The 26,218-nt window shown below is 34.0% G+C and carries 14 protein-coding genes; 4 read left to right on the plus strand and 10 right to left on the minus strand.

Annotated features, from left to right (window positions below; translation table 11 throughout):
- Position 1: 1 nt before the first annotated feature.
- The 6 genes from gndA to ACUUYC_RS13415 are packed head-to-tail and all read right to left on the minus strand — an operon-like array spanning position 2 to position 8,173.
- Positions 2–1,393 carry an NADP-dependent phosphogluconate dehydrogenase gene (gene gndA, locus ACUUYC_RS13390; protein WP_474266429.1) on the minus strand — a complete coding sequence of 464 codons (1,392 nt, stop codon included), beginning with the start codon at positions 1,391–1,393 and terminating at the stop codon, positions 2–4.
- On the minus strand, positions 1,386–1,880 hold the full coding sequence (locus ACUUYC_RS13395) for a gluconokinase (RefSeq protein WP_474266430.1): 495 nt from the start codon (positions 1,878–1,880) through the stop codon (positions 1,386–1,388). Before ACUUYC_RS13395 ends, gndA begins: the two co-directional genes overlap by 8 nt.
- Positions 1,881–4,172, minus strand: coding sequence for a glycoside hydrolase family 3 N-terminal domain-containing protein (locus ACUUYC_RS13400; RefSeq protein ID WP_474266431.1), 2,292 nt, complete (start codon positions 4,170–4,172; stop codon positions 1,881–1,883).
- 25 nt (positions 4,173–4,197) lie between these two features.
- Positions 4,198–5,166: an SMP-30/gluconolactonase/LRE family protein gene (locus ACUUYC_RS13405; RefSeq protein ID WP_474266432.1), complete on the minus strand. Its 969-nt coding sequence runs from the start codon at positions 5,164–5,166 to the stop codon at positions 4,198–4,200.
- 25 nt (positions 5,167–5,191) lie between these two features.
- Positions 5,192–6,052, minus strand: coding sequence for a carboxylesterase family protein (locus tag ACUUYC_RS13410; protein ID WP_474266434.1), 861 nt, complete (start codon positions 6,050–6,052; stop codon positions 5,192–5,194).
- A gap of 18 nt (positions 6,053–6,070) precedes the next feature.
- The gene (locus ACUUYC_RS13415; protein ID WP_474266435.1) at positions 6,071–8,173 is read right to left on the minus strand and encodes a beta-glucosidase; all 2,103 of its coding nucleotides are present in this window, start codon (positions 8,171–8,173) and stop codon (positions 6,071–6,073) included.
- Between the two features lie 446 nt (positions 8,174–8,619).
- On the opposite strand from ACUUYC_RS13415, the gene ACUUYC_RS13420 reads away from it, so the two are divergent.
- The 4 genes from ACUUYC_RS13420 (at position 8,620) to ACUUYC_RS13435 (ending at position 21,554) form a co-directional block, all read left to right on the plus strand.
- Positions 8,620–10,815 (plus strand): phage tail tip lysozyme, encoded by a 2,196-nt coding sequence (locus tag ACUUYC_RS13420; protein ID WP_474266437.1) that lies wholly within the window; start codon positions 8,620–8,622, stop codon positions 10,813–10,815.
- A gap of 245 nt (positions 10,816–11,060) precedes the next feature.
- Positions 11,061–12,656 (plus strand): tetratricopeptide repeat protein, encoded by a 1,596-nt coding sequence (locus tag ACUUYC_RS13425; protein ID WP_474266438.1) that lies wholly within the window; start codon positions 11,061–11,063, stop codon positions 12,654–12,656.
- A gap of 172 nt (positions 12,657–12,828) precedes the next feature.
- On the plus strand, positions 12,829–12,972 hold the full coding sequence (locus tag ACUUYC_RS13430) for a hypothetical protein (protein WP_474266439.1): 144 nt from the start codon (positions 12,829–12,831) through the stop codon (positions 12,970–12,972).
- Between the two features lie 14 nt (positions 12,973–12,986).
- Positions 12,987–21,554, plus strand: coding sequence for a beta strand repeat-containing protein (locus ACUUYC_RS13435; protein ID WP_474266440.1), 8,568 nt, complete (start codon positions 12,987–12,989; stop codon positions 21,552–21,554).
- A gap of 380 nt (positions 21,555–21,934) precedes the next feature.
- Here ACUUYC_RS13435 and ACUUYC_RS13440 read toward each other — a convergent pair whose 3' ends face one another.
- Genes ACUUYC_RS13440 through ACUUYC_RS13455 form a run of 4 tightly spaced genes read right to left on the minus strand, consistent with a single transcriptional unit; the run spans position 21,935 to position 26,159 of the window.
- Positions 21,935–23,029, minus strand: a complete 1,095-nt coding sequence (locus ACUUYC_RS13440; protein WP_474266441.1) for an acyltransferase family protein — start codon at positions 23,027–23,029, stop codon at positions 21,935–21,937.
- A 12-nt stretch (positions 23,030–23,041) separates the two neighbouring features.
- A complete protein-coding gene (locus ACUUYC_RS13445; RefSeq protein WP_474266443.1) occupies positions 23,042–24,364 on the minus strand; it encodes a sugar MFS transporter in 1,323 nt (440 codons plus the stop codon).
- 20 nt (positions 24,365–24,384) lie between these two features.
- Entirely contained in the window at positions 24,385–25,107 is a 723-nt protein-coding gene (locus tag ACUUYC_RS13450; protein WP_474266445.1) for a LytR/AlgR family response regulator transcription factor, read from the minus strand.
- Positions 25,104–26,159, minus strand: coding sequence for a sensor histidine kinase (locus tag ACUUYC_RS13455; RefSeq protein ID WP_474266447.1), 1,056 nt, complete (start codon positions 26,157–26,159; stop codon positions 25,104–25,106). Before ACUUYC_RS13455 ends, ACUUYC_RS13450 begins: the two co-directional genes overlap by 4 nt.
- Positions 26,160–26,218 lie beyond the last annotated feature (59 nt).

Here is a 26,218-nt window from a genome sequence, read left to right on the forward strand (position 1 = left end):
GTTACCAGTTTGTGTGAAAAAATGCTGTACTATCAATATCATTTCGTTGATATGTATGCGCGCCAAAATAATCGCGTTGTGCCTGAATCATGTTTGCAGATGATGTTGCCGTTGTCATAGAAACCCAATAGTTATAAGCTGAACTAAAAGCATCTAATGCAACTCTACTTGATAAACCACATTGCAATACTTTTACGATATGTTTTTCAGAAGAACGAAGCGATTCAAATGTTTGTTCGTCTTCAAAATAATTTTGATGATTTTTTAGAATACCTATAGAATCTTCCATGAATTTTGAACGAATAATGCAGCCATTTGTCCAAATACGTGCAATTTCGGAAAGATTCAATGTCCAATTATATGTTTTAGAAGCTTGTTGAATCAATTCAAATCCTTGTTGATGATTGATGATTCTTGCAAAACGATACGCGTTTTCTAAACTTTGAAATTCAATACCTTCGGTAACATCCGACTTATTAATAGGTTTAGAAAATTTCACTCTTTGCTCTTTAAAAGAAGATATATATCGTGCAAAAACAGCCGAAGAAATCATGGTAGAAGGCATTCCTAAATCCAATGCAGCTTTGCTAGACCATGATCCAGTTCCTTTGCTCAAAGCTTTGTCTAAAATTCGATCAAGAATATAATCTTCACCTTCTTTTTTTTGCAGAATAGCAATTGTAATTTCTAACAAATAACTGGCTTCACTTCTTGAGTTCCATTTTGTTAAAACACTTGCAATTTCTTCATTTGTGTGTGTTTTGGAAAGTATCGCATAGATTTCTGCCAACAATTGCATTTCGGCATATTCAATACCATTGTGAATCGTTTTTACAAAATGTCCAGCGCCATCAGTTCCAACATGTATACAACATGCTTTATCATTTTTATCTTTTGCAGCAATTTTTTCTAAAATCGGAGCAATATATTTGTATGCTTCCGTACTTCCGCCAGGCATAATAGAAGGTCCTTTTCGCGCGCCTTCTTCACCACCAGAAATTCCGCAACCTACAAAATGAATGTTCTTAGAAGCTAAGGTTTCAGTTCTTCTTATCGTGTCTTTGTATAACGAATTTCCACCATCAATAATCATATCATTAGCATCAAGAAAAGGAAGTAATTGTGTTAGTACAGCATCAATTGCGTTTCCTGCTTTGATCATTAATAAAATTTTTCGTGGTCTTTGGATAGAAGCTACAAACTCAGCAATATCAGTATATCCATAAAGGTTTGTGTAGCTTGAGTTTTCATGAATAAATTCAGCAACGACATGTACTTCATCTGCTTCTGTTCTGTTGTACACTGATATAGAAAAACCGTTATCAGCAATATTCAAGCTGATACTTTTCCCCATAACGCCCAAACCTAGTAAACCGAAATCTGTTTTATGCATCTGTGTGTAGTTTTTCTATAATTTCAGTAACAATCTTTTCCTGTTCTTGTTCAATATCAATATGAAATCCGTAGGTAGGAATTTCAAGTGCATCAAATTGTGATTGCAACATGGTTGATTTCATAAAGTGTTGTTCACGAAGTTCTATGCGCTGTTGAATCGTTTTAAAACTTCCCGAAAGGAACACCCAATTTATAGTGTTAACATGCGCTGCGAGTATTTGTCGATACGATTCTTTTAGCGCCGAACATGCTATGATTGCGCCCGAAGCTGTTGACCATTCTCTAATTTGTATTGCCAAAATTTCCAGCCAAGGTTGTCTATCTGCGTCATTTAACGGAATATTATGCGTCATTTTATCAATATTCTCTTTCGGATGAAAATCGTCTCCATCAAAAAAAGGAAGTTCTAATGCTGTTGCTAATTTTTTTCCAATGGTCGTTTTTCCACAACCACTAACGCCCATAATAAGTATGATATTTGCCATCTATTTTTTTAAATAGAATGATGTTTTTAATCCAGAAGCAGCATTTGGACCAATCCAAACATTAAATTTTCCTTCTTCGGCAGCATTGATCATTTTTGAGTTGACAAATTTTAAATCTTCTGATGAAATCTTGAAGCTTACTTCTTTAGTTTCGCCACTTTTTAGATATACATGTTCAAAACCTTTGAGTTCTCTAATTGGTCGTGTAATACTTCCCACAACATCCTGCACATATAACTGCGCAAGTTCTTTTCCGTCTCTTTTCCCAGTATTTGTAATGGTTGCCGTAATTGTTAACTCTTCATCAAAACCAATAGTATCTTTTGCAACTGTGAGGTTTTCGTATTTAAAATTTGTGTATGATAAACCATACCCGAATGGAAAATGTGGTGTATATCCAATGTCTAAATAGTGCGAATCGTTTCCTAAAGAACTTTGCCATGCACCGATTGGAATGCTATCCATCTGTACAAATTGATCAACTTCTGCTGGTCTTCCTGTATTTTTATGATTGTAGAAATATGGCAATTGTCCAGCATTTTTTGGCCATGAAACTGGCAATCTTCCTTCTGCTTCGCTGATTCCATAAATAATTTCGTGCAATGCTTCTCCGCCCATAGTTCCAGGATGCCAAGCCATTACAACAGCATCTACATCATCAATAATATTTGTAATTGTTATTGGTCTTCCAGCCATAATTACCAAAACAATTGGTTTTTCTGTTTTTGCCAATTCTTTTAATAATTGAATTTGTGCGCCTGGCAAATCTAAGTTAGATCTACTGTGTGCTTCTCCAGATAATATGGCTTCTTCACCACCAAAAAATAGAATCACATCTGAGTTTTTTGCAGCAGTGATAGCTTTGCTAAATCCTTTGGTTGTTTTGTCTCTACTATACGTTAAACCTTCTACAAACTGATACTTTGTATTTGCTTTTTTGAATGCGTCTACTGGTGTAACAGTGTGTTCGCGTTCGCCGTCAAATGACCAAGTTCCCAATTGTTCGTGTGGCTTGTTTGCCAATGGACCAATTACCGCCACTTTTGTTGTGTTTGCTAATGGAAGAATGTTCTCATTTTTCAATAAAACAGTACTTTTTATAGCTGCTTTTTTTGCTTCCGCTAGATGTGACTCTGCATATAAATTCCCTGTGTGATCTTCTGGAATGTACGGGTTTTCAAATAGATTTAATTGTAATTTAATACGAAGTATATTTTTCACAAATTCATCTAATCGAGCTTCTGTGATTGTTCCTTCTTCTATTAATTCTTTTAAATGATTTTCATATGCTTTGCTTGTCATTTCCATATTTAAACCAGCAATTGCAGACAATTCTGCTACATGTTTTTGATCTCTGGCAAAACCATGTGAGATCATTTCTACCGTAGAATCCCAATCACTTACGGTGAAACCGTTGAAATTTAATTCACCTCTTAATACATCCTTCAATAAAAATTCATTTCCAGTTACTGGAATTCCATTTACTTCGTTGAAAGAAGTCATTACTGTTGCTGATCCTGCATCAATAGCGGATTGAAAAGGTGGTAAGTATACATTCCGTAGTAAAGATTCTGACATGTTTACCGTGTTATAATCACGTCCACCAATAGCTGCACCGTATCCAATAAAGTGTTTTGCGCAGGCTGCCATCGTTGTTGGACTGCTTAAATCGTTTCCTTGGAAACCTTCCACATAGGCTTTTCCTATGATAGCAGCTAAGTATGGATCTTCTCCTGGTGATTCTGCAATTCGTCCCCAACGACTATCTCTAGCAATATCTAACATTGGTGCAAATGTCCATCGAATTCCTGCCGAACTTGCTTCAAAAGCTGCAATTTCGGATGATTTTTTTGTGATTTCAGCATCAAAAGAAGCTGCTAAACCTAATGGAATAGGAAAGATGGTTTTGAATCCATGAATGACATCACGTGCAAAAATTAAAGGAATTCCATTCGGGCTTTCTTCTACAGCAATTTTTTGTAATTCTTTTACATAATCAAGGTTCATTACATTTAAAAAAGCGCCAATTTCACCATTTCTCACTGCAGTTTTTAATTCTTCGGGCAATTGACCTTTTACCCTGCTTGAAGTTCCTCTTAAATTGGTTTGCCCAATTTTTTCTTCAAGCGTCATGTTGGCAAGTATTTCGTTGATTTTGACTTCTATTTTGTCATCTTCAGCAGTTGTTTTTGCAGTTGAAGCTTCTTCGTTTGCACAGTTTATAAAAAGAAAACTTAGTAGCACAAAAAAGAATGGTTTTATAAAGCGGTTGATTGGTTGGTGTACGTTCATTATTATGATTGGTTATGTTGGAATTTTATTTAAAGAAGCTACTTTTTACTCCTTTTATGCCAGTATTCACTTTAAATACAGAACCTGCAAGTGGATACTTTTCTAACTCTTCTGGTGTCATATCTAGCTTGGCAGTTGTGATATAGAGTGTTTCTAAATTTTCGCCACCAAATGCACATGAAGTAATATTGTGTGCTGGAACGTCTATTTTTTGAAGTAGTTTTCCAGTTTTTGGATTAAATCGAATGACTGCATTTCCATTCCACATTCCTACCCAAACCATGTCTTCTTCATCAATCGTCATTCCATCAGGAAAACCTAATGCTGAATCAACCTGAACAGCAACACGTTCATTTGAAATGTTTCCTGTTGTGTTGTCATAATCATAGGCTTTTATTTGAGATGTTGGCGTATCAATGTAGTACATTGTTTTTTTGTCCTTTGTCCAAACAATTCCGTTAGAAATAGTTACGCTGTCTATTTTGGTAGTAACCGAATGATCATTCTGAACCATAAATAGTTTTGCTTTTCCTTTTTCTTGTTGCCAATTCATAGAACCAACCCACAATCTTCCCGCAGGATCACATTTTCCATCATTGAGTCTACAACCTACTAATTGTTTTTCCATGTCAGCAAATACAGTTGTTTGACCTGTATTAAGATTCATCGTGTAAATACCATCAACTAATGCAATGAGTGCTTCATCTTTGTTTTTTGGAACCACAGTACCAATTTGTGAAGCTGTTGAAAACGAACGATTTAGTTTCGTTTTAGGGTTTAGCATGTTGAGCGTTTTTCCTTCAATATCAATCCAATACAATTCGTTTGTTTCATGATTCCAAATGGCGCCTTCTCCTAACGCTGCATCAGTTCTATAAGCAACCGTAATTTCATTAAGTTTAGTTGATTCTTCAGATTTCTCTGGTTGTTTTTCATTTGAATTACAGTTGGTAAGTATGGTTGCCATTGCTAGTATAAGAATATATTTTTTCATGTGTATGATTCGTATTTGAATGCTTTTATTTTGATTTAGAAAAAAGCCAAGGTATTAATTTATCTTCTTTGAATGCTTTTTTGAAAGCTTCTCCATGTTGCGTGTTTTCATATTCTGTATACGTAACATCTGCATTTTTTTCTGATAATAATGTATACATGTTTCGTGAACCTTCAACTGGATTCCATTTGTCAATATTTCCATGAAAAATCCAAAATGGAATGTGTTTTATGTTTTCAATTTTTGATGGATCAGAATAACCAGCCATTGGAACAGCAGCTGCAAATAGCTGCGGTTTTCGTGCTACAAATTCCCAAGTGCCAAATCCGCCCATAGATATTCCTACTAGATATACTTTAGTAGGATTTATGTTATTGCTTTGTATTGTGTTTTCAATTAGTTCTAAGGCTGCTTCACCAGATTCGGAAGGAATAGAATTCATGATGTATGAACCATCTTTTCCTAATCCTTTGAATGGAGTTTCTGGTGAGTTTCCAACCCATTTTGCCCATTCTTCATTTTTAGTTTTGTCGGAACATTGTGGAACTAGGATATAGCAAGGATATTTGACTTGCATTTCAGCTGTTAGTAATGAATTGGAATTTGTGATCATTCCGGCTTCATGATAGATTTGTGAACCATTATCCGTTCCGCGGTCTCCGCGACCATGTAAAAAGATGACCAACGGTTTTTGTTGATCATTTGAATTGTTTGGACTGAATAAGCGATATGGCATTTCCAACCCATTGGAAGCTTTGAATGTATTTTTTACCAATAATGAATCGATCTTTTCCGGTGTAAGTGTTTCCGTTTTGTGTTCGGAAGTGTTTTTACATCCTAAAAAAAATAACAATACTAGTATTGATACATTTTTAAATACATTCATATATTTTACTGTAAACGTTTATTTTACAGCTACTTTTAGCTTTTTAGAAATGTTGTTAGAAGCATTTCCAACATAGATTTCATACGTTCCTTCTTCTATATTCCAATCTGCAATTGATTCGTCATAGAACGCTAGTTTTTCAACATCGATTTTAATTGAAACAGATTGCGTTTCTCCATTTTTCAAGAAAACTTTAGAGAATCCTTTGAGTTCTTTTACGGCTCTTTTTACCTTCGATTTTGATTTTCCAATATATACTTGTACAACTTCTGCACCATTACTGTTTCCAGTATTTGTAACATCACAGGTAACTGTTATTGTACCATTTTTTGTATGTTTTTTATTGTCAATCGCAATATTTTTGATGGTAAAGTCTGTGTATGACATTCCATAACCAAACGCGTATTGTGGTTCAATTTCTTTTGTATCGTGCCAACGATAACCTACTAAGATATCTTCTTTGTATTCTTGTGTCATATCAACACCTGGATACGAAGTTGCACCAAACGAATGTGCGCCATTGTCTTCCAATTTTTTAGGAAATGAGAAAGGTAATTTCCCTGAAGGATTTACATCACCACTTATTACATCAGCAATCGCATGACCTGCCATAGAACCTAAGTACCAAGTTTGTATAACGCCATCAACTTTTTCTAGCCAAGGCATATCGACGGCGTTTCCTGTAATTAACACAAATCCTACATTTTTGTTTACTTCTTTTATATCATTTAATAATTCTTCTTGCCCAAATGGTAAACCATATTGTCTTCTGTCATCACCTTCACAATCTTGTAAATGACTTTTACTTAAACCTCCAACAAATAGAACAATATCTGCTTGTTTTGCTACTTTGATAGCTTCCGTTTTTAATGAATCGGCGTCATATGGAGAAGGCATAATTTGATCATATACAGAACGTCCAGAAGCAAATCCCATTGAGTGAATTATTTTTGCGTTTTTATAACGTGCTTTTAATCCTTCTAACGGAGAGATTTCAAATTTTGGTTTTAATTCTGATGAACCACCGCCAGCTGTCATAGATCGTGTTGCGTTTTCACCAATAACAGCAATTGTAATATTTTTGTCGTCTTTGATAGGGAAGAAGTTATTGTCGTTTTTTAAAAGTACAATTCCTTCTGTAGCTACTTTTCTGGCTACGTCATGATGTTCTTTGTTGTTCGCTCTTCCAAGTGGACGATTGCTGCTCATGTTTGTACGATACATTAATCGTAATATTCTTCGAACTTTATCATCAACTACCGATTCTTCAATTTCTCCATTTTTTAATGCTTTTAAGAAAGGAGATGCTAAATAGTATTGATCATAATGATTTGCCGTTGTAGTTCCTAAACCATCAGTTCCTGTACCCATTTCAAGATCTAAACCATTTAAAGCTGCTTCTTTTGTAGAATGAGCAGAACTCCAATCACTAATAAGAACTCCATCATATTTCCAATCTCCTTTTAATATTTTCATAGTTAAGAGTTCATGATGCGTTGTATATTGGCCACGAAATTTATTGTATGCGCCCATTATTGCCCACACATTTGCTTCTTGTACGGCAGCTTTGAATGCAGGTAAGTATATTTCATGAAGCGCTCTGTCACTAACTTCTACATTTACTTTATCGCGCCATAATTCTTGATTGTTTAGTGCATAATGTTTCACACAAGCTGCAACACCATTTTTTTGTACACCTTTTATATACGGAACAACCATGGTAGAAGCTAAGAAAGGATCTTCGCCCATGTATTCAAAATTACGACCATTCATAGGTGTTCTATAAATATTAACTCCAGGACCAAGAAGTACATCTTTTTTTCTGTAACGTGCTTCTTCTCCTAAACTAAATCCAAATTCACTTGCTAATGTAGGATTGAACGTTGAAGCTAAACATGTTAATGCTGGAAACGCAGTAATGGAATCATTTGTCCAACCTGCATATGCCCAATCGTCCCAACTTATTTCAGCTCGTACGCCGTGTGGTCCGTCTGCCATCCATATTTCAGGAATTCCTAAACGTTCTACACCTTTTGTGCTAAATTTTGATTGTGCATGACACATTGCTACCTTTTCTTCTAAGGTTAAGATGGATAGTATGGAGTCAATTTTTGCTTCCATTTTATGGTGTTTTGATTCTTGAGATTGTACGTTTATAGTTGTAAACATCGTTAAACATAAACAAATGATAACAGTATAGTATTTTGAAACTAAATTCATAAAAGAGGATTAGTGATTTAAAGTTTTGAATTGAAGAAATGCGATTGCACATTTTTCATTTTCTATTAGTTGTAAAACTACCGTAATTCATAAATCTATAATACAACGAATGTCGCGAACATTAAAACATTTGTTGCATCAATCTTTTCAAAAGCCTTTGTTTTAGAGGTAAGTTGCATGATGCACGATTTCTATTTTGAGATGTTTTTATTTTTTAAAAGAAATGTGTGATTTAAAAAAAGGTGTTTATCCTTACTGATAAAAGGTGTTAAACTTACTTAGTTAAATTAAATAGTAATTAATTTTATATGAATATGTAAGTATGAGATCTTCAAAATAATTTACGAATGAAAGCACCAATTGCAACTAATAATACTGTACAGAAAAAACAACACAAGCAAGCTTTTATTAAACCAAAAGGGAAGAATGATTTTTATAATCAATCTCAAGAAATAACACCTTCATTTATTCAAGCAAAACTGGCTATTGGTCAGTCGAATGATAGTTATGAAAAAGAAGCAGATGCTATGGGCGAAAAGATCGTCAATAAGAGTAAAAAAGATGTGACTATTTCTAAAACATCATTAGTACAAGCGAAAAAAGATACAACTCAAAACGCTATCGTAAATAATGCGACAAAGAATCAAATACAACGAAAAAAGGAAGAGGAAAAAGAAGAAATAAGTCAAATTCAGTTAAAACCTTCAAATACTAAAAATTCTAATACTGCATCAGCTGCTTTTGAATCAAAATTACAAGCGTCTAAAGGAAGTGGAAATCCGTTAACAAATACTGTAAAAACAGAAATGGAATCTGGTTTTGGGCGAAATTTCAATAACGTTCGTGTTCATACAGATACCAAAGCTGTGCAAATGAGCAGGAATATTGGAGCAAAAGCTTTTACCAACGGAAATAATGTTTATTTTAATAGTGGTAAATACAATCCAACTTCAAACGCTGGAAAACGATTGTTAGCGCATGAACTAACACATGTAGTACAACAAAAGAGTAGTGATCATACAATTCAAAAAGATGGAGATCCAACAGCAACAACACATACGCCAAATACAGTACAAACTGAGGCAACAATAAATGCAGTTCCAGCTTTGGGAGGACAACTTGTTGTAACGAATCCGATGTTATCTACCAGAGTTGGTCCTCCAGGATCATTTCAAGATGTTTTTATGATTATTGGTCCCACAACTAAGATAAGGAATCTTGGAGCTGTATTATTACCATTTTGGAACTCAGCCACGCCATTTACAGCACCTGGAGCTACAACGCCAAATATAACAACTCCTTTAACAGCTGAAGAATTAGCAAAAGGATTGTTAGTTTTTAATAGATATAAGTTAGCAATTCCACCAGCAGCAGTTCCACCAGCAATGACAAATTGGAAAATAGGAATGCGTTTTCCATTACCAATACGAATTGACACAGCTACAAGCGAAGGAGTTTTACATCCGTTAAACATAAGAAGCGCAGCCGGTAGGTTTGATGCTTCTTGGAATCATTTACTAGACGAGTTACCACAGCTTATAGCAAATACAACATCTGTAGATTTGAGAACTCAAGCACAAGATTTCATAGATACTCGTACAAGTGCATATTCAAGAGGTGTTGGATTAATGGCAAAAGCCACTCAAAATGCAGTTGCTAATGAGCAACTTGTTTTGGAAGTATTTACTTTGGTAGGAAGTGGCGCATTTGACCTAGCATTGGATTTTATGTATAGTGCAGTAAATAGAGATATTACATTATTACAAAGTCAGGAATCTGGAGCTAGAATTTTAGCTAGGATTTCAACATTATTGGCAACTCCGCCAACAAGCTTAAGTGCTAATCAACAAAGTAAATTACAGCGAGCACAACATATGTTAGGCTTGGTAAGTACACTAGAACCGGAAGCTTTAACTACTTGGGAAGCTACGGGCAGAGATGAACGTTCAGTATATGTAATGCGACTTCTAATTGATAATTATAATTTTCCTGTAAACGGAGCAGCTGGATTAGTTGGAAACTTATATAGTGAATCGGGCGTACTTCCTAGTAGAGTTGAAGGTAGTGATATAAGAACTCCGATGCGAGCAAGAAATTTTTCAGGAAGAACAACCGATTTTACGCCTGAACAAATTATGAATAGAAGTTTTAGCGGAAGAACTGGACCTAAAAAACCAGGTGCAGGACTAGCACAATGGACAAGTGAAAACAGGCGTGAAGGTTTATTTGAACATACTTTTAGAGGAAGACAAGATGGAGAGGACATATTATTTAATATGGAAGCTCAAGTTGATTATCTTGTAACGGAACTTATAGGTTCATATGCTAGAGTGTATACAGTTATTACAGCTGGGGGTGTGTCCGTTAATGATGCAAGTGATGAAGTGATTTATAATTTTGAAATTCCAGGTTCTATTTTATCTGGTGGATCAAAACTTCCACGATCAAATACACAAGTGCAAACATCTTTTGGTCATAGAAGAAACAATTCTAATAGAGCATTGCGTTCGTACAATGAATCACAAGGTGAGGCTTCAGAGTAATTTTCTTGAAATGGAGTTGGAGAGAAGTATTTCGAACTCTTTAAAAATAGATGTTTGGAAGATTATACGTATAGTAAAGAGTGCGAATTTGCAACGTGTTTTTTCTTTTTTAAAAATAATCCTTCTGTTATTAGTTTGCCTATCTTTGAAAGGAATAGAAAATAACGCTGACTTTGATTTTAGATTATTCCATTTTTATTAAATCTTTGCTAAACTTATCTAAGTTTAAGATTTGCTTTCTTGTCATGTTTCTTCTCACGATTACATTAAATGCACAAAATGATAGTATTGAAGTCGAAAAACTTTATAAAATAGGTTTTGAAAACTTAAGAATAAAAACACAAAAATCTATAAAAAGTTTTGAGAAAGCTATTGATATTATTGACAATCGTATTTTAATTAAAATAGAGAATACTAACTACTTTCTACTCAAAAAAGCCCTAATGTTAGATCAATTAGGACATTATTATAGAATAGATACGGAATATGTTCAAAGCTTAAAAGCCATTCAAGAGAGTCTTAAAATAAAAGAAAATGTAGGTGAAACGTATACATTACCAGCTACATACAGGTCTCTTGGTAGGTTGTACTCTCACAAGAAAGATAGTGTAAAAGCATTACAATTTTATAACAAGGCATTGAACTTGTCAAAAGAATATGAAAATGAAAAAGAATTTGTAAACGTACTAAATGCGCTAAGCTCATACTATCTGGCACATGAAGAAAAAGAAAAAGGCAAAATGTATGCTGAAAAAGCTCTAAAATATGCAGATTCTATAGGTTTTGAAAAAGGTAAATCTTCTGCAATCTTTAAGTTGTCTAGAAATGCTCGTCAAAAAAAAGATTACAAAACCTCAATTTCGTATTCTGAAGAAAACATTAAAATATGTGAGAAGACTAATGATAAGCTTAGTTTAGAAAGAGCTTATAAAAATTTAGGATATGCATACAGGAAGTTGAAACAACCTAAAAAAGCAGTCATATACTATAAAAAATCACTCGATTTATTAATAGAAGTAGGTGTTGAAGGTTTTATAGCCAATCGTTGCCTGTCTCTTAGTAATGCTTATAAAGATCTTGGAAACCATGAGCGTGCTTTTGCATTCTATCGCGGATATAAACGTCAGCAAATAAAAGATATGAATATAAAAAGTATCAAGGAATTTGCGGAGTTGGAAGCCAAATATACGTACGATAGACAAAAAGATATTGACAGTATCCGATTAATGGAAAGGCAGAAAATTAAAGAATCACAAATTATAGAAGAAGCCTCTACAAAATTTTGGAAAGTAACTACGATCATAGCAAGTATATTTGGATTGATTATCGCAGTGATCATTTTTCTATTACGCAAAAGAAGAGAACAAGTGAAGCTCGGAGAACTCAAAAATGAAATGTTGCAAAATGAAATTAACTACAAGCAAAAAGACATTTCAGATTTTGCATTAAATATCTCTCGAAATCACAAATGGAGAGAGGAGTTATTAAAGTATATCAAGAAAATAAAAAAATCGAGTTCAGTAAAAGAAGACCTCAATTTTAAAGCTTTAGAAAAAGCAATTTTAGATAGAGAAATTGTGGACAATTCTACGATCGATTTTCAAAATAAAGTAGATGTGTTAAACACAGCTTTTTATGAAAAATTACATAAAAAATACCCAGCCTTAACCAAAACAGAAGTCAAACTTTGTTCATTAATACGTCTTAATATTGATAACAATGAAATTGCAATTCTTCAAAATGTAGCACTAGAATCTGTATACAGAAGCAGGTCTAGGCTTAGAAAAAAGTTAAATCTCTCTCCAGAAGAAGATTTAAACGAAATTCTTAGAAAATTATAATAAATTTTTATAAGTAATTTATAGTCAATCAGTTGAAATTTTATTTTTTTCAATTGTACATGAGTTGTACATGAGGTTTTAGCTCTTGTACATGATTTGTGCATGTGTTTTTTTCTTCATCCTATATGTTTATAAATAGTTTTGACTCAGTTAAAATTCTAAATGTGATTAAATGTTCGTATGGCAATTCATTAATAACTTTTTAAAGAAAGATCGAGTAAAGATCATTCAAGAAGAAAATGAACGGCTAAAAATTCAATTAAATGCATTAGAACAATTAAAAAAGAAACTAGAAGAAAATCATACCAAAAACTAATCTACCTCATTATCATGAAAACTTTTTTACCATACGGCTTTCTGTATATATTATTTTTCTTTTTTAGCAATGCAAGTATTGCTAATAATGATAATTGTATATCTAAAGATGAATTTATTAAATCAAATACTACTACATCTTTAAAAAACACAAATGTAGTAACACTAGACAACGCTGGAAATTTAATCTATACAGATGATATTGGTGTAAATGATGATATCAGTATTATTTTAGAAGGAACAAACTACCGTCTAAGCAACACTGTTGTAGCTTTGACAGCAGGGAATAAAGTAAAACAAGATGGCGATGCGGTTTTAGTACCAATTACTTTAGTTACAGGGAAAATTATCATCAACACAAAAGGTGGTGATGATACATTTACAGTAAATCTTTCAAATGGAAACGTACGTAACATAATTAACTACAATGGAGGAACACAAAACACGACTACAGGAGATGATATGGTACTTATTGGTTCTGATAATAGTAGCTATGATACAGTTACACATACATTTATAAACAACAATGATGGATTTGTTGATATTACAGATAACGGTCGTATTAACTACAAAGGTCTTGAGCCAATAACAGATAACCTAAATGTGGCTAACCGAGTCTTTACTTTTACAGGAAATAATACAAATTTTACGGAATCCATGACCATAGTTAATGGAGGTACATTAGATATGCAAATCGATTCTGCTAATTATGGTGAGACAGTAGATTTTAACACGCCTACAAACTCATTAACCATTAATCTTACTGGCTTTGGTGATGATTATCTAGATATAAGAGGGATAGGAGTTGGATTTGATGGAGATCTAACTGTCAATGGAGATGAAGGCGATAATGTACGCTTTATTGCTCATATGGCTATAGGCAGTGGTAACTTTTATGCAACTAGTGGTCAACTTTACATTAAGGATGTTACTACAACGGGATCAATTACCACTACGAGTGAAAATAGAACTAGAATTAGAGGAACTCTTCAAACAACCAATGGAAATATTTCTATAACAGCTGGGACAAGTGTGGTAGAAGCTAGTGATAATGGCGGTTTAGATATGTATCAAGGGCACCTAGAAACTACAGGGACAGGAAATATTACCATTAGTGGAACAGCATATGCAACCAACAATTTGAATTATACAATAAGTGGTTTTTATATGAGGAGAAACAGTAGTATAAGTACCAATACAGGTGCTATTAGTATTACTGGGAATGGCGTTAACAATGGACGTGCTAATTATAGAGGAATGATCATAGAAGGGTCTTCAATAATCCAAAGTAACAGTGGAAATATTACCCTTAATGGTACAGGTAGAAATACTGTAAATAATGAGAATATAGGTGTCGACATGACATCAGGTACAATTCAGGCTGGAGGTAATGGAATTATCAACATTACGGGTACAGGTTATAGAGGAATGGAACTTATTGGTACTTTTAATACAACAACTGGTTCAGGAAATATTTTTATACAAGGTGCAAGTGAAGCAGTAGATTCCCCAGCGATCACGTTAGCACCTGCCACACAAATTCTTTCAGGTGATGATATTATTTTGAGTGCCACTCAAGGACCTATTATTACACCTAGTGGTATTGCATCACAGGCATTAGTCGATGCTAATAATACAACCATTAATGGATCTTTGAGACCTGGAGAGTCGTCTCCAGGACAGCTAATCATAGACGGAAGCTTTATTATGTCTTCTGATGACACTTTGGAGATGCAAGTGAATGGTTCTACCACAGCTGGTAGTGATTACGATCAATTGACGGTCAATGGTACAATTGTTTTAAATGGTGCGACATTAAACTTAATAGATAACTCAGGGAGTACTTCTGGTCACGAAACAATCGTATTGATCGATGGTGGTCAAACCAATCCTCCTGTTGGTACTTTTAACGGATTGCCTCAGGGTGCTTCTATAGCAGGGAACGGGAAAACTTGGTATATTTATTACAACCTTGGTAGTGACGTTGTATTGAGTACTGTACCTCCTACGCCCAATGTGACAGTAAGTGGTGGAAATATGATTTTTACAGGTCAAAACTTTGACGCAGACAACCTTACCATGATTCGTGAAGGTTCAAATTATCGCATCAGTGATTCAACAAAACCTTTAATTGCAGGTTCGGGAGCTACTCAGGATGGATACGATGTGTTAGTATCAATTGCTTCTGTAACTGGGAGCATCAACATTAACACAGGAAACGGTAACGATCATCTAGATGTGAATTTGGATGGAGGCAACTTTGTAGACGTAATTAACTATAATGGTGGTACTCTAAACGATGAAATATCGATATCAGGAACAAATACTTTCAATAATGTTACGCATACCTTAACAGGCGATGGAGAAGGTTCTATTGCGATCACAGGAAATAGTATCATCACCTACACAGAATTAGAGCAAACCATCATAGATAACTTAGTGGTAAATGATCGAGTTTTTACTTTGAATGTTGAAAGTTTTATTGATTTCGCAGCAGGTGGTACGCTAGACAATTTAATCTCCGTTACAGCAGGATCAACGCTAGCTTACAACAATCCTATTAATTCGTTGACCATTAATGGTAGTGTGGCAAATCAAAGTATTGTACAAGTTAATGGGTTTGCAACTGGATTTGATGCTGACCTTACCATTAATGGAGATGCTGATGATCGGGTTAATTTCACAACTAATATGACCAATATTGGAAGTGGTAATCTGAATATAAACAGCAACACATTGAGTGTTTTAGACAATATCACTACAACAGGAACGATTACTATCACAACCAAAAATAGAATTAATATCAATCAGGCTACAATCCAGTCGAACGGAGGAAATATATCCATGACCGCTGGGACAGATAATACATCAATAGGTGCTAGCTTAATAAATATGAGCAACGGGCATATTCAAGCCACAGGATCGGGAACTATAGCTCTTAACGGAACTGCATTCTCAAACACCTCAACAGGCAATATTCTTTATGGTTTACATATGAAATTAGGCAGTAGCATTAGTACGGATACAGGTGCTATTGACATCACAGGAAGTGGTTTTGACAATGGGAATGCTAATTTTGGTGGAGTGCGTTTGGAAAATGCCTCAACAATTCTTAGTAATGGCGGAGATATTACTATCACTGGAACAGGTAGGAATGTCATAAACAATTCAAGTATCGGTGTTTCATTGGCATCGGGAACAATTCAAACTGCTGGTACTGGAGAAATTGATATCACAGGAACAGGTTATATTGGACTGGAGCTTAATGGAGGAGTTAGTACAACAGGTTCTGGAAATGTATCTCTTCAAGGAACAAGTGGAGCTATAGATGCACTAGCAATAAACTTATCATCATCTGCTTCGCAACTACAAGCTGGTGGCAACTTAAACATAACGGCGAATGTGGGGGCAATAAATACGCCTAACGGAATTACCTCACAGACTCAATTTAATGCCAATAACACAACTATCAATGGTCTATTGGCTCCTGGACAATCTCCAGGTCAGTTAATTGTAAACGGGAACCTTATTATGGGATCTGGAGATACCTATGAGGCAGAAGTAGATGGAACTACAGCAGGAAGTGAATATGATCAAATCGTGGTTAATGGTACGGTTGATCTAAATGGAGCGACACTAACTTTAATCGATAATATAGAAATCACTCTTAACCGAGATTTTGTAATAATTGATAACGATGGAACTGACCCAGTAAATGGTACATTCAATGGATTGCCAAATGGAGCAGCGATAACCGGAAATGGTAAGACTTGGTACATTCATTACGATCAAGGAGATGGTAATGATGTGGTATTAAATACAGAATCTTCCGTTCCAAATGTAGAAGTGTATAGTAATACAGGAACTATGGTTTTTATGGATCCTTATCAATTAAACGATAACTTAACTATCATTGTTGAAGGAGCAAATTATCGTATTAGTGATTCTGGAAAACCTGTAATTGCTGGAGCTGGAACCACTCAAGATGGGAACGATGTTTTAATACCAATAGCATCTGTAACAGGAGATATCAATATCAGTACAGGCGATGGTGACGATCATTTAAATGTGGATATGAATGGTGGTAATTTTATAGACGGAAACTTTGCGAGTCTAATAAACTTCAATGGAGGTCCTCAAACTGATAGCATGTCATTCTCGGGAACGGATACGTATACGAGTATTACCCATACTTTTACTGATATTGGCGAAGGATCAGTTGCTATTACAGATAATGGTGTTATAAATTATACAGCACTAGAACAACCTATTATAGATAATCTGAATGTTAATGACAGGACTTTTACCTTAAATGTCGATAATTCTATTACTTTCGACACCACTGGTACGTTAGATAACCAAATTTTTATTAGTGGAGGAACAACCTTAGATTATAAGAACCCTCTTAATTCGATGATCATCAATGGTAGTGGATCTAGTCAAGGTTTTATTCAGATTAATAAATTTGCTGCTGGACTTGATGCAGATTTAACCATTGATAGACTAAGTGATACTATTCGATTTGGAATCGGTTTAGGAATCGAACCTGGAATCGATCTTGGAAGTGGAGATCTAAATGTAGCTTCTAAAGTATTTTTAGTTAGGGCTAATTTCACTACTCAAGGATCGATAACAACTACGAGCTTAGAAACAACCTATATAGCAGAAGGTGATGTTACATCTACAGGAGGAGGAAACATTATGATGATTGCTGGAACCATGCCAGCATCTGGAACAGGTGGTTTTGACGCTATCGGAATATTCGAATCGACAATTCAAACCACTGGAACTGGAACAATCTCTCTTAATGGGGCAGCATATCTTGAAAACACGCTTAGTGCTGTTAAAGGAATAATACTCTTTGAAACAAATTTACTTACAGATACAGGTGATATTACGCTATTAGGGTCAAGTGCTTTAACTGGAAGTAGTTTTAACAAAGGTGTTGATATGTCACTTTCTACAGTAATTCAAAGTAATAGTGGAGATATTACGATAACAGGAACAGGAGGAAACAGTATTGGAGCTTCTAATAATGGAGTCTCAATGATTTCAGGGACAATCATTAAAACTATGGGTTCTGGAACTATTACTATTAATGGAAATAGTGGAATCGGAACTAATTCTAATTATGGTGTTGAAACTTTAGGAACTACAGCAATCACTACTGAAAATGGAAATATTTCAATCACAGGAACTAGTATGGATACCGCTGGAACTGACCAAACGGGAGTACATCTAGAAGGAACAATTAGCGTTACCGGAACTGGAGCCATTTTTCTAGAAGGAACTAGTGGAACAATAAATGCTCCAGCAATAAATTTAGCATCTTCAAATACACTGATACAAGTTGATGGAAATATTACTCTGACAGCGAATTTAGGACCAATTCATACGCCCAATATAATTACAACCGAGATACAACTTACTAGTCTCAATTATTTTAATGAATGTAATATCATCATTAATGGAGTATTGTCACCCGGACAAGAACAGGCTATAGGACAATTGACTGTACGTGGAAATCTTACCATGGAGTCTAGTGATACGTTTGAGATGGAAATAAATGATTTTACCACTCCTGGAACTGACTATGACCATATAAAATTTGACGATAGTGGTGTGTTAAATTTAAACGATGCTACACTTATTATAACAGACAATTCGCCTAGCACAGCAAACCCAGAAACGATTACTTTGATTAATGGCAGGAATCGTATTATCGGAACCTTTAATGGTTTACCTCAAGGAGCTGCTATCCCAGGTAATGGAAAGACCTGGTATATTTATTATAATCAGGGTGATTTTTTTGATATTATTCTGACTACTGTTGAGTTAATTCCAAACGTAGAAGTTAATGGAGGGAACTTAGTTTTTACGGATCCTTATGCATCAAATGATGATCTAACTATTATTGTTGAAGGTGTAAACTACCGCATGAGTGATGCTGATAAATCACTAATCGCTGGACCAGGAGCCATTCAAGATGGAGACGAGGTTTTAGTGCCAATAGCTTCTGTAACAGGAGATATCAATATCAACACGGAAAATGGTTGGGATCATCTACAAGTGGATCTGAACGGAGGCAATTTTACACATGCAATCAATTTTGATGGCGGTACTGAAAGCGGTATTGTAAGAGATGGTATGTCTATATCGGGACCAGGAATATATACGAATGTAACGCATACTTTTACAGGAGGTTATGATGGTACTATTGATATTCAAAATAATAGTATGATAACGTATATTGGATTAGAGAATGGGCTTATAGATGATTTAGAGGTTAATGATAGAGTTTTTACCTTAAATGTTGGAGGTAATATTGTTTTAATTGACATTGGTAGCTTAGATAATTCTCTTAGTCTCTTTCAAGGTTCATCAGTAAATTATAACAACCCTTTAAACTCATTGACTCTAAATGGTACTGGAGGCGATGATATAGCAACAATATCGATTAGGCGATTTGATTTGAGTTTTGATGCAGATCTAACTGTTAATAGACCAAATGATATTGTGCAATTTGGAGTTGTGGCTAATACAGATACTGGTAGTGGTGATATTAATTTAATTGCTAAAGAATTTATTGTAAATGGTAATGTTACTACTCAAGGATCAATTACAACTACAAGCTTAGAGCGAACTTATATATACGATAGTACGATTACATCTACGGCAGGAAAAGATATTACGATGACAAGTGGAACTGGTCTTGTTCCTGGGCTAGATCTTAACAGAATGGAAATAAGTACATCTACGATTCAGGCCTCAGGAGTTGGAAATATTACGCTAAACGCAACAGGATCGTCAAATACCGCTTCATCAAAAGGTGCGATAGTGTTAGAAACAAATCTAATTACAGATACAGGCGATATCAATATTACGGGAACAGCTTTAGCTGGAGATGATGATAATTTTGGAGTAGCCATAAGCCCGCTTTCGACTATTCAAAGTAGCGGAGGAAACATTTCTATTACTGGAACAGGAGGAAACAGTCCAACTGGAAGTTCAAACATAGGAGTAGCAATTGGAGCAGCAATCCAAACGACTGGTGCTGGAACTATCACAGTTAATGGTACTAGCGGAACAGGCGAAAGCACGAATTATGGAGTTGCAATAATAGATTTCAATAGTTCAACATCGCTCAGTGCTGCAGCCGGAAACATTTATATTACAGGAACTAGTTTAGACACTACTGGCGCAACTGACCAGACTGGAGTATTCGTTCAAGGAGTTGTAAATATTAACACTACTGGAAACGGAGATGTATACTTAATTGGAACTAGTGGAACAACAGATGCTCCAGCAGTAAATATAGCAACTTCTAGTACGCAAATACTAGCAGGAGGTAACTTAGGTATAGTAGCCAGCCAAGGACCTATTCATACGCCAAGTGGAGCGAATGCGCAGACACAGTTTAGTGCAATTAATACTACGATTAATGGAACTTTAGCACCAGGACAATCTCCAGGTCAATTAAATATCAGCGGAAACTTGATCATGGCATCAGACGATACGCTGGAAATAGAAGTGAACGATTTTACCACTCCAGGAAGTGATTATGATCAAATAGTAGTAAATGGTACAGTGGCTATAAATGGTACTACGCTAAGGTTAACAGATAATTCAGGATTTTTCACTGAAGATCCAGAAAACCTAGTTTTGGTAAATAATGATGGGAACGATCCTATAGTTGGTACATTCAATGGATTACCCAATGGAGCTCCTATAGCAGGAAATGGAAAAAATTGGTATATATATTACAATCGAGGAGATGGAAATGATATTGTATTAAGTTCTGAAAATACTTCGATAACTTTTACTCCAATAGTATACTTACAAGGCGCAGTACTGAACCCTAATACAGGAGAAGAAACGCTAATGCGTGATGATTTACGTGTAGCAGGACTCATTCCTGTAATATCTCCTTATGAAGATAATGCAACTACGGATGTAACTGTACTTAGTACAACAGGTTCAAATGCAATTGTCGATTGGGTTTGGGTCGAATTAAGAAACGATTCAAATAGTACAGTGGCAATAGTTGCAAAATCTGCATTGCTACAACGTGATGGAGATATAACTGAAGTAGATGGAGTTTCACCATTATCTTTTAATATACCATTTGGGAACTACTATGTTGTAATCAAACATCGCAATCATTTGAGTATCATGAGTAATACTGCAATTGCGTTAAGTAATTCAGATAGATTGATAGATTTTACAAATGGCTCAACCAATACCTTCGGAACTAATGCACAAACTGCTTTTGGAACACCAAGTGGCAAAATAGCGATGTGGGCAGGAAATGTAAATGGAGATGTTATTGTGCAATATTCAGGAGTAAGTCCAGATTCACCAAGCATATTGTCAGCAGTATTAAATGACCCTGGAAACTTTCTAAACTTTCCAACGTATGCTATAGTTGGGTATGCAATGAATGATGTAAATATGAATGGAAATACTCAATACATCGGGGTATCACCAGATACACCATTTATCTTACAGAATGTATTAGCCCATCCAGGAAACTTTTTAAACTTTAGTACATATCAAATACAAGAACAATTACCGCAGAACTAAAAATAATTAAAGAATGATTTTTTATAATTTCAGCATAAGCATAAAGATATTAATCATGATAGTTGTCCTAAATTAAAAAATGATTAATAAATGTGAGTTTTTTTATTTGTTGACTTGCATGGAACCACCCATTTAGGGTGGTTTTTTTATAATTTAAATTTTTTAGATGATAGAGATTAAGCATTGATTAAATAGAAATAAAAAAGAGAATTGCCATAAAATTTAAGATAATTTTCTTGAAATGGAGTTGAAGAGAAGCAGCTCTAATTTCTTTGTAGAATATAGAGTTGATTGTTACGATGTCAAAAAGATATTTAATTAAAACAATTAATGTGTAAAAACCTTCAACTGAATCAAAGGCGTATTTGTTGATAATTTTATTAGACTTTAATAATGATGTTCTTTTTGAATAGAATGTATCCTAATAATAAATAGAATAATACAACAACTAAAGCATATACGAAAGAAGACATTTCGGCACTGAGAAAAGAATGTACAAATATGCTATTATATAGATATGAATGTATGTTTTTGTTTTCTCCAACTTTAGTTAAATAAAAGAATTTTGAGATAAAACTTGATAAGAAGTAAATGGTGATTGCATTGATGCCTACATACTTAAATATGGCTCCAAATTTTATATGCAATACATCAGTAATAAAGTAAATTATTGATAAGATTAAAACTGCCCAGCCACTTGTAACTAATACAAAACTGCTACTCCAGAGTGCTTTGTTTATAGGAAACCAATAACTAAAAATATAGCCAATTAAGAGTAAACCAATCGCTATTACAAAGAGTGTGATTTCTTTTTTATTTTGAGAAGTCATTAGTACTTTACCTATCAATATCCCGAATAGGCATGTTATTACAGAAGGAATTGTACTCAGAATGCCTTCAGGATCATAATCTGGTTTCCACATGTGTTCTCCTAAAATGGTTACATCAACATAATTAACCCAATTATTAGGCGCTCTATCAAAAGTTGGTAATGTTCCATCTGGAAAAGGGAAAAACCCTAGAAAAGCCCAATAGATTAGTAATGTAGTTATGGATAATCCTAATATGATTTTCCAATTAAAGTGAAGATATAGTATTGCTGAAACGCAAAATACGATACCAATTCGTTGTAAAACGCCTGGTATTCGCATAGTTCCGATATCAGTAATGAATGGAATATATGGTAGAAACAAGTTTAAGAATAGTCCTAATGCAACAAGTTTTAGACTTCTAATAAAGATCTTATTGTATGTCAAAAACGTTCTCGGTTTGTTTTTATATGCAAATGCTATAGAAATTCCAACAATGAATAAAAAGAAAGGGAAAATTAAGTCAGTTGGCGTCAAACCATGCCATTCTGCATGGAGTAGTGGAGCATATACATTAGACCATGTTCCAGGAGTATTTACTAGAATCATTGCCACAATGGTAATTCCTCTTAAAATATCTACTGAAACTATTCTCTCTTTCTTCATTGTATTAACAAATTAAGATTTTTTGAGTCCTACTTTATGCCCCCAAAAAGCATAGTATAGAATGATAAGATAACATGGAAGTAATATCCAATATCCGTGTGATGCAGCTTCTGCTGTGGCAGATAGTTCATTTATTCCACTAGAAATTAACTGTTCTTTTTTGTTATCAACTAAAACTCCATATAAAAGTGGAAGAATGGCTCCACCAGAAATTCCCATAATCAGTAATGCTGAGGCAGTTTTAGTAAATTTCCCTAATCCTGTTAAAGCTAAAGGCCAAACAGCTGGCCATACCAATGCATTAGCAAATCCTAAAGCAGCAACAAAAAGAACGGAAGTAAATCCACTAGTGAAAACAATTGCAAATGACAATAGAATTCCTAATATCGCACTAGCTTTTAAAGCAAATGCTTGACTGATGTATTTTGGAATTAAGAAAACACCTAACCCATATGTGAAAACCATTGCCATGAGTGTCAGTAAAGTAAAGAATTTAGCCTGTTCCGTAGGAATATCTAAAGCAATACCATACGCAATAATTGTATCGCCTGCTATAACTTCAACACCAACGTATACAAATAATGCTAAAACGCCTAACCATAAGTGTGGAAATTGAAAAATACTTGTTTTAGACTTTTCACCGTCTTTAGGTTCTTCAATTGGAGCAGCTTCTACGTGAGGTAATGGCGCTTTTCTAATTAAAATTCCTAATATAACTAGTACAATAGCCATGATGACATAAGGCATTACAACACTATCTGCTGTAGTGTTTAATAGCTGATCTTTTTCAACGTCACTAATTGTGGTTAATTTTTCTTTTACTTCATCGATTCCAGTTAGTAAAATAGCTCCAAAAATAACAGAACCTAATGCTCCAGCTACTTTATTGGCAATTCCCATAATAGCAATTCGTTTGGCACCACTTTCTATAGGTCCTAAAATAGTTATATATGGATTGGAAGCTGTTTGTAGTAAAGTCATTCCTACTCCTTGAATAAAAATAGCAACTAAGAACATCCAATAGGTTCTTGCGCCAGCTGCTGGAACAAAAATTAAAGCTCCAATAGCCATAATTATTAATCCAAGTGACATTCCGCTTTTAAACCCTATTCTCTTAATGATATAAGAGGCTGGTAAAGCCATCACAACAAATGAAATGTATGAGGCAGAAGCAACCAAGTACGATTGGGTATCTGTTAACTCATTAATGGTTTTCATATAAGGAATTAAAGCTCCATTAATCCAAGTTACAAAGCCAAAAATAAAGAATAAGCCGGCAATGATTAAAATTGGAACTAGAGTAGATTTTTTTAATGTATCGTTAGTAGTAGACATTATAATAAATTAGTAGTTAGTTATTTTTTAGTATCATCATTAATGTTGAAAATACGCTGTTTAGTAATTTTAAGATAGTTTCTACCTATTGGAATTTTTTTATTTAAAATCTCAACGGTATTTCCTTCTAAGGCACTTATTTTATTAATGGAAATTGTATAGGATCGGTGTATTCTTAAGAAACTCGATTGTGGTAACTCTTCAGTAATTGCTGAAAGTGATTTATGCACAACATAGTCGCCAAGTGTCGTATTAACTTTGATATAATCTTTAAGGCTTTCTATAAATAGAATATCATTGAAATTTACTTTGACTAATTTTTTATTAACCTTTAAAAAAATATGTGGTTCTTGTTGCAATCCTACATCTGTAGTTGCATTGTTCATGTACACTTGTTGGTATATTTTATTGATTGTTTTTAAGAATCTATCAAATGGAATTGGCTTTACTAGATAATCTAATACATTCAATTCAAAGCTTTTTACAGCATATTCACGATACGCAGTTGTGATAACTATTAGTGGCTTATAACTCAAGTTTTCTATAAACTGAAAACCAGTCATTTGTGGCATATTAATATCTAAAAAGATCACGTCAATTTTTTCCTGTTCTAAAACTGGATATGCCTTTAGCGGATTATTAAAAGTAGCTACAATCTCAATATGGTCAAAATTCTTTAAATGATTCTCTATAACCTGAATTGCCAAATGTTCATCATCTATTATAACGCACTTAATTTTCATAGTACTGGGATCTTTAAAAATAAATTATATGTGTTATCTTGTATCTTAGTGTTTAAAACAAAATCATTGTCGTACAACAATGTTAACCTTCTTTTGGAATTCATAATTCCAATACCATGATTTTTTTCTTGGTCTGTATCGTTTGAATTAAAATTATTTGCAAGCTTAAATTCTAAATAATTGTCTTTGGTAATTTCAAAACAGATATTAATATTAATTTTTTCAATTCCTTTTAATCCATGTTTAAAACAATTTTCTACAAATGATAAGAATAATAAAGGTGGAATTTCGACATCATCTATATTTCCTGTGATATTCATATCAGATTCTATACGATCATTAAATCGCATTTTTTCTATATCTATATAATTATTAATATGATTTATTTCTTTTAATAAGCCTACTTTCGATCCTTTGACTTCATACAATGCATATTGCATCATATCGGATAATTTCAAAATTACACGCGGAGTATCTTCTGATTTATCAATAGCCAAAGCATATAAACTATTTAATGTATTAAAAAAGAAATGTGGTTGTATTTGAGATTTTAAAAGATTTAATTCAGTTCTCATCTGTACTTCCTTCAATCGTTCTGTTCTTTTTCGCTCAAAAATCCAATCAGAAGTCAACTTTAACATAGTAACAAGAGCCACATCATAAATACCTATCATAAAGACAACAATAATATGGTTAAAAGAATATGCTTTTTGTGGTGTGTCTGATTCCGGCCAAACATTTTCGTTAATAAGAATATATATCAACTCGGTTCGTACCACATAAAAAATGGACAGCGTAATAAAAAAATACACTATATAACTTGCGTATTTTTTATTTAAAATGAATTTTGGAAACAAGAAGTAAATATTGACATATACCAATATTGCTCCTATAGAAACCGTTAACAGATTCGATTTAAATGAATACCAATAATCTTGATAATAACTTCCCCATCTAATAAAATTAAGTATAAAATACCCTACCCAAAAAGCGATATGATACTTTCTTGGTATGGTATGATTCGAATTTTCTTTAAAGATAGTTTTAAGCACGTTCTAGAAATTTTTAACAATAAATACGTAATATTATACAGCAATTTTAACGATATATT

The organism is Kordia sp. E, from assembly GCF_056033805.1.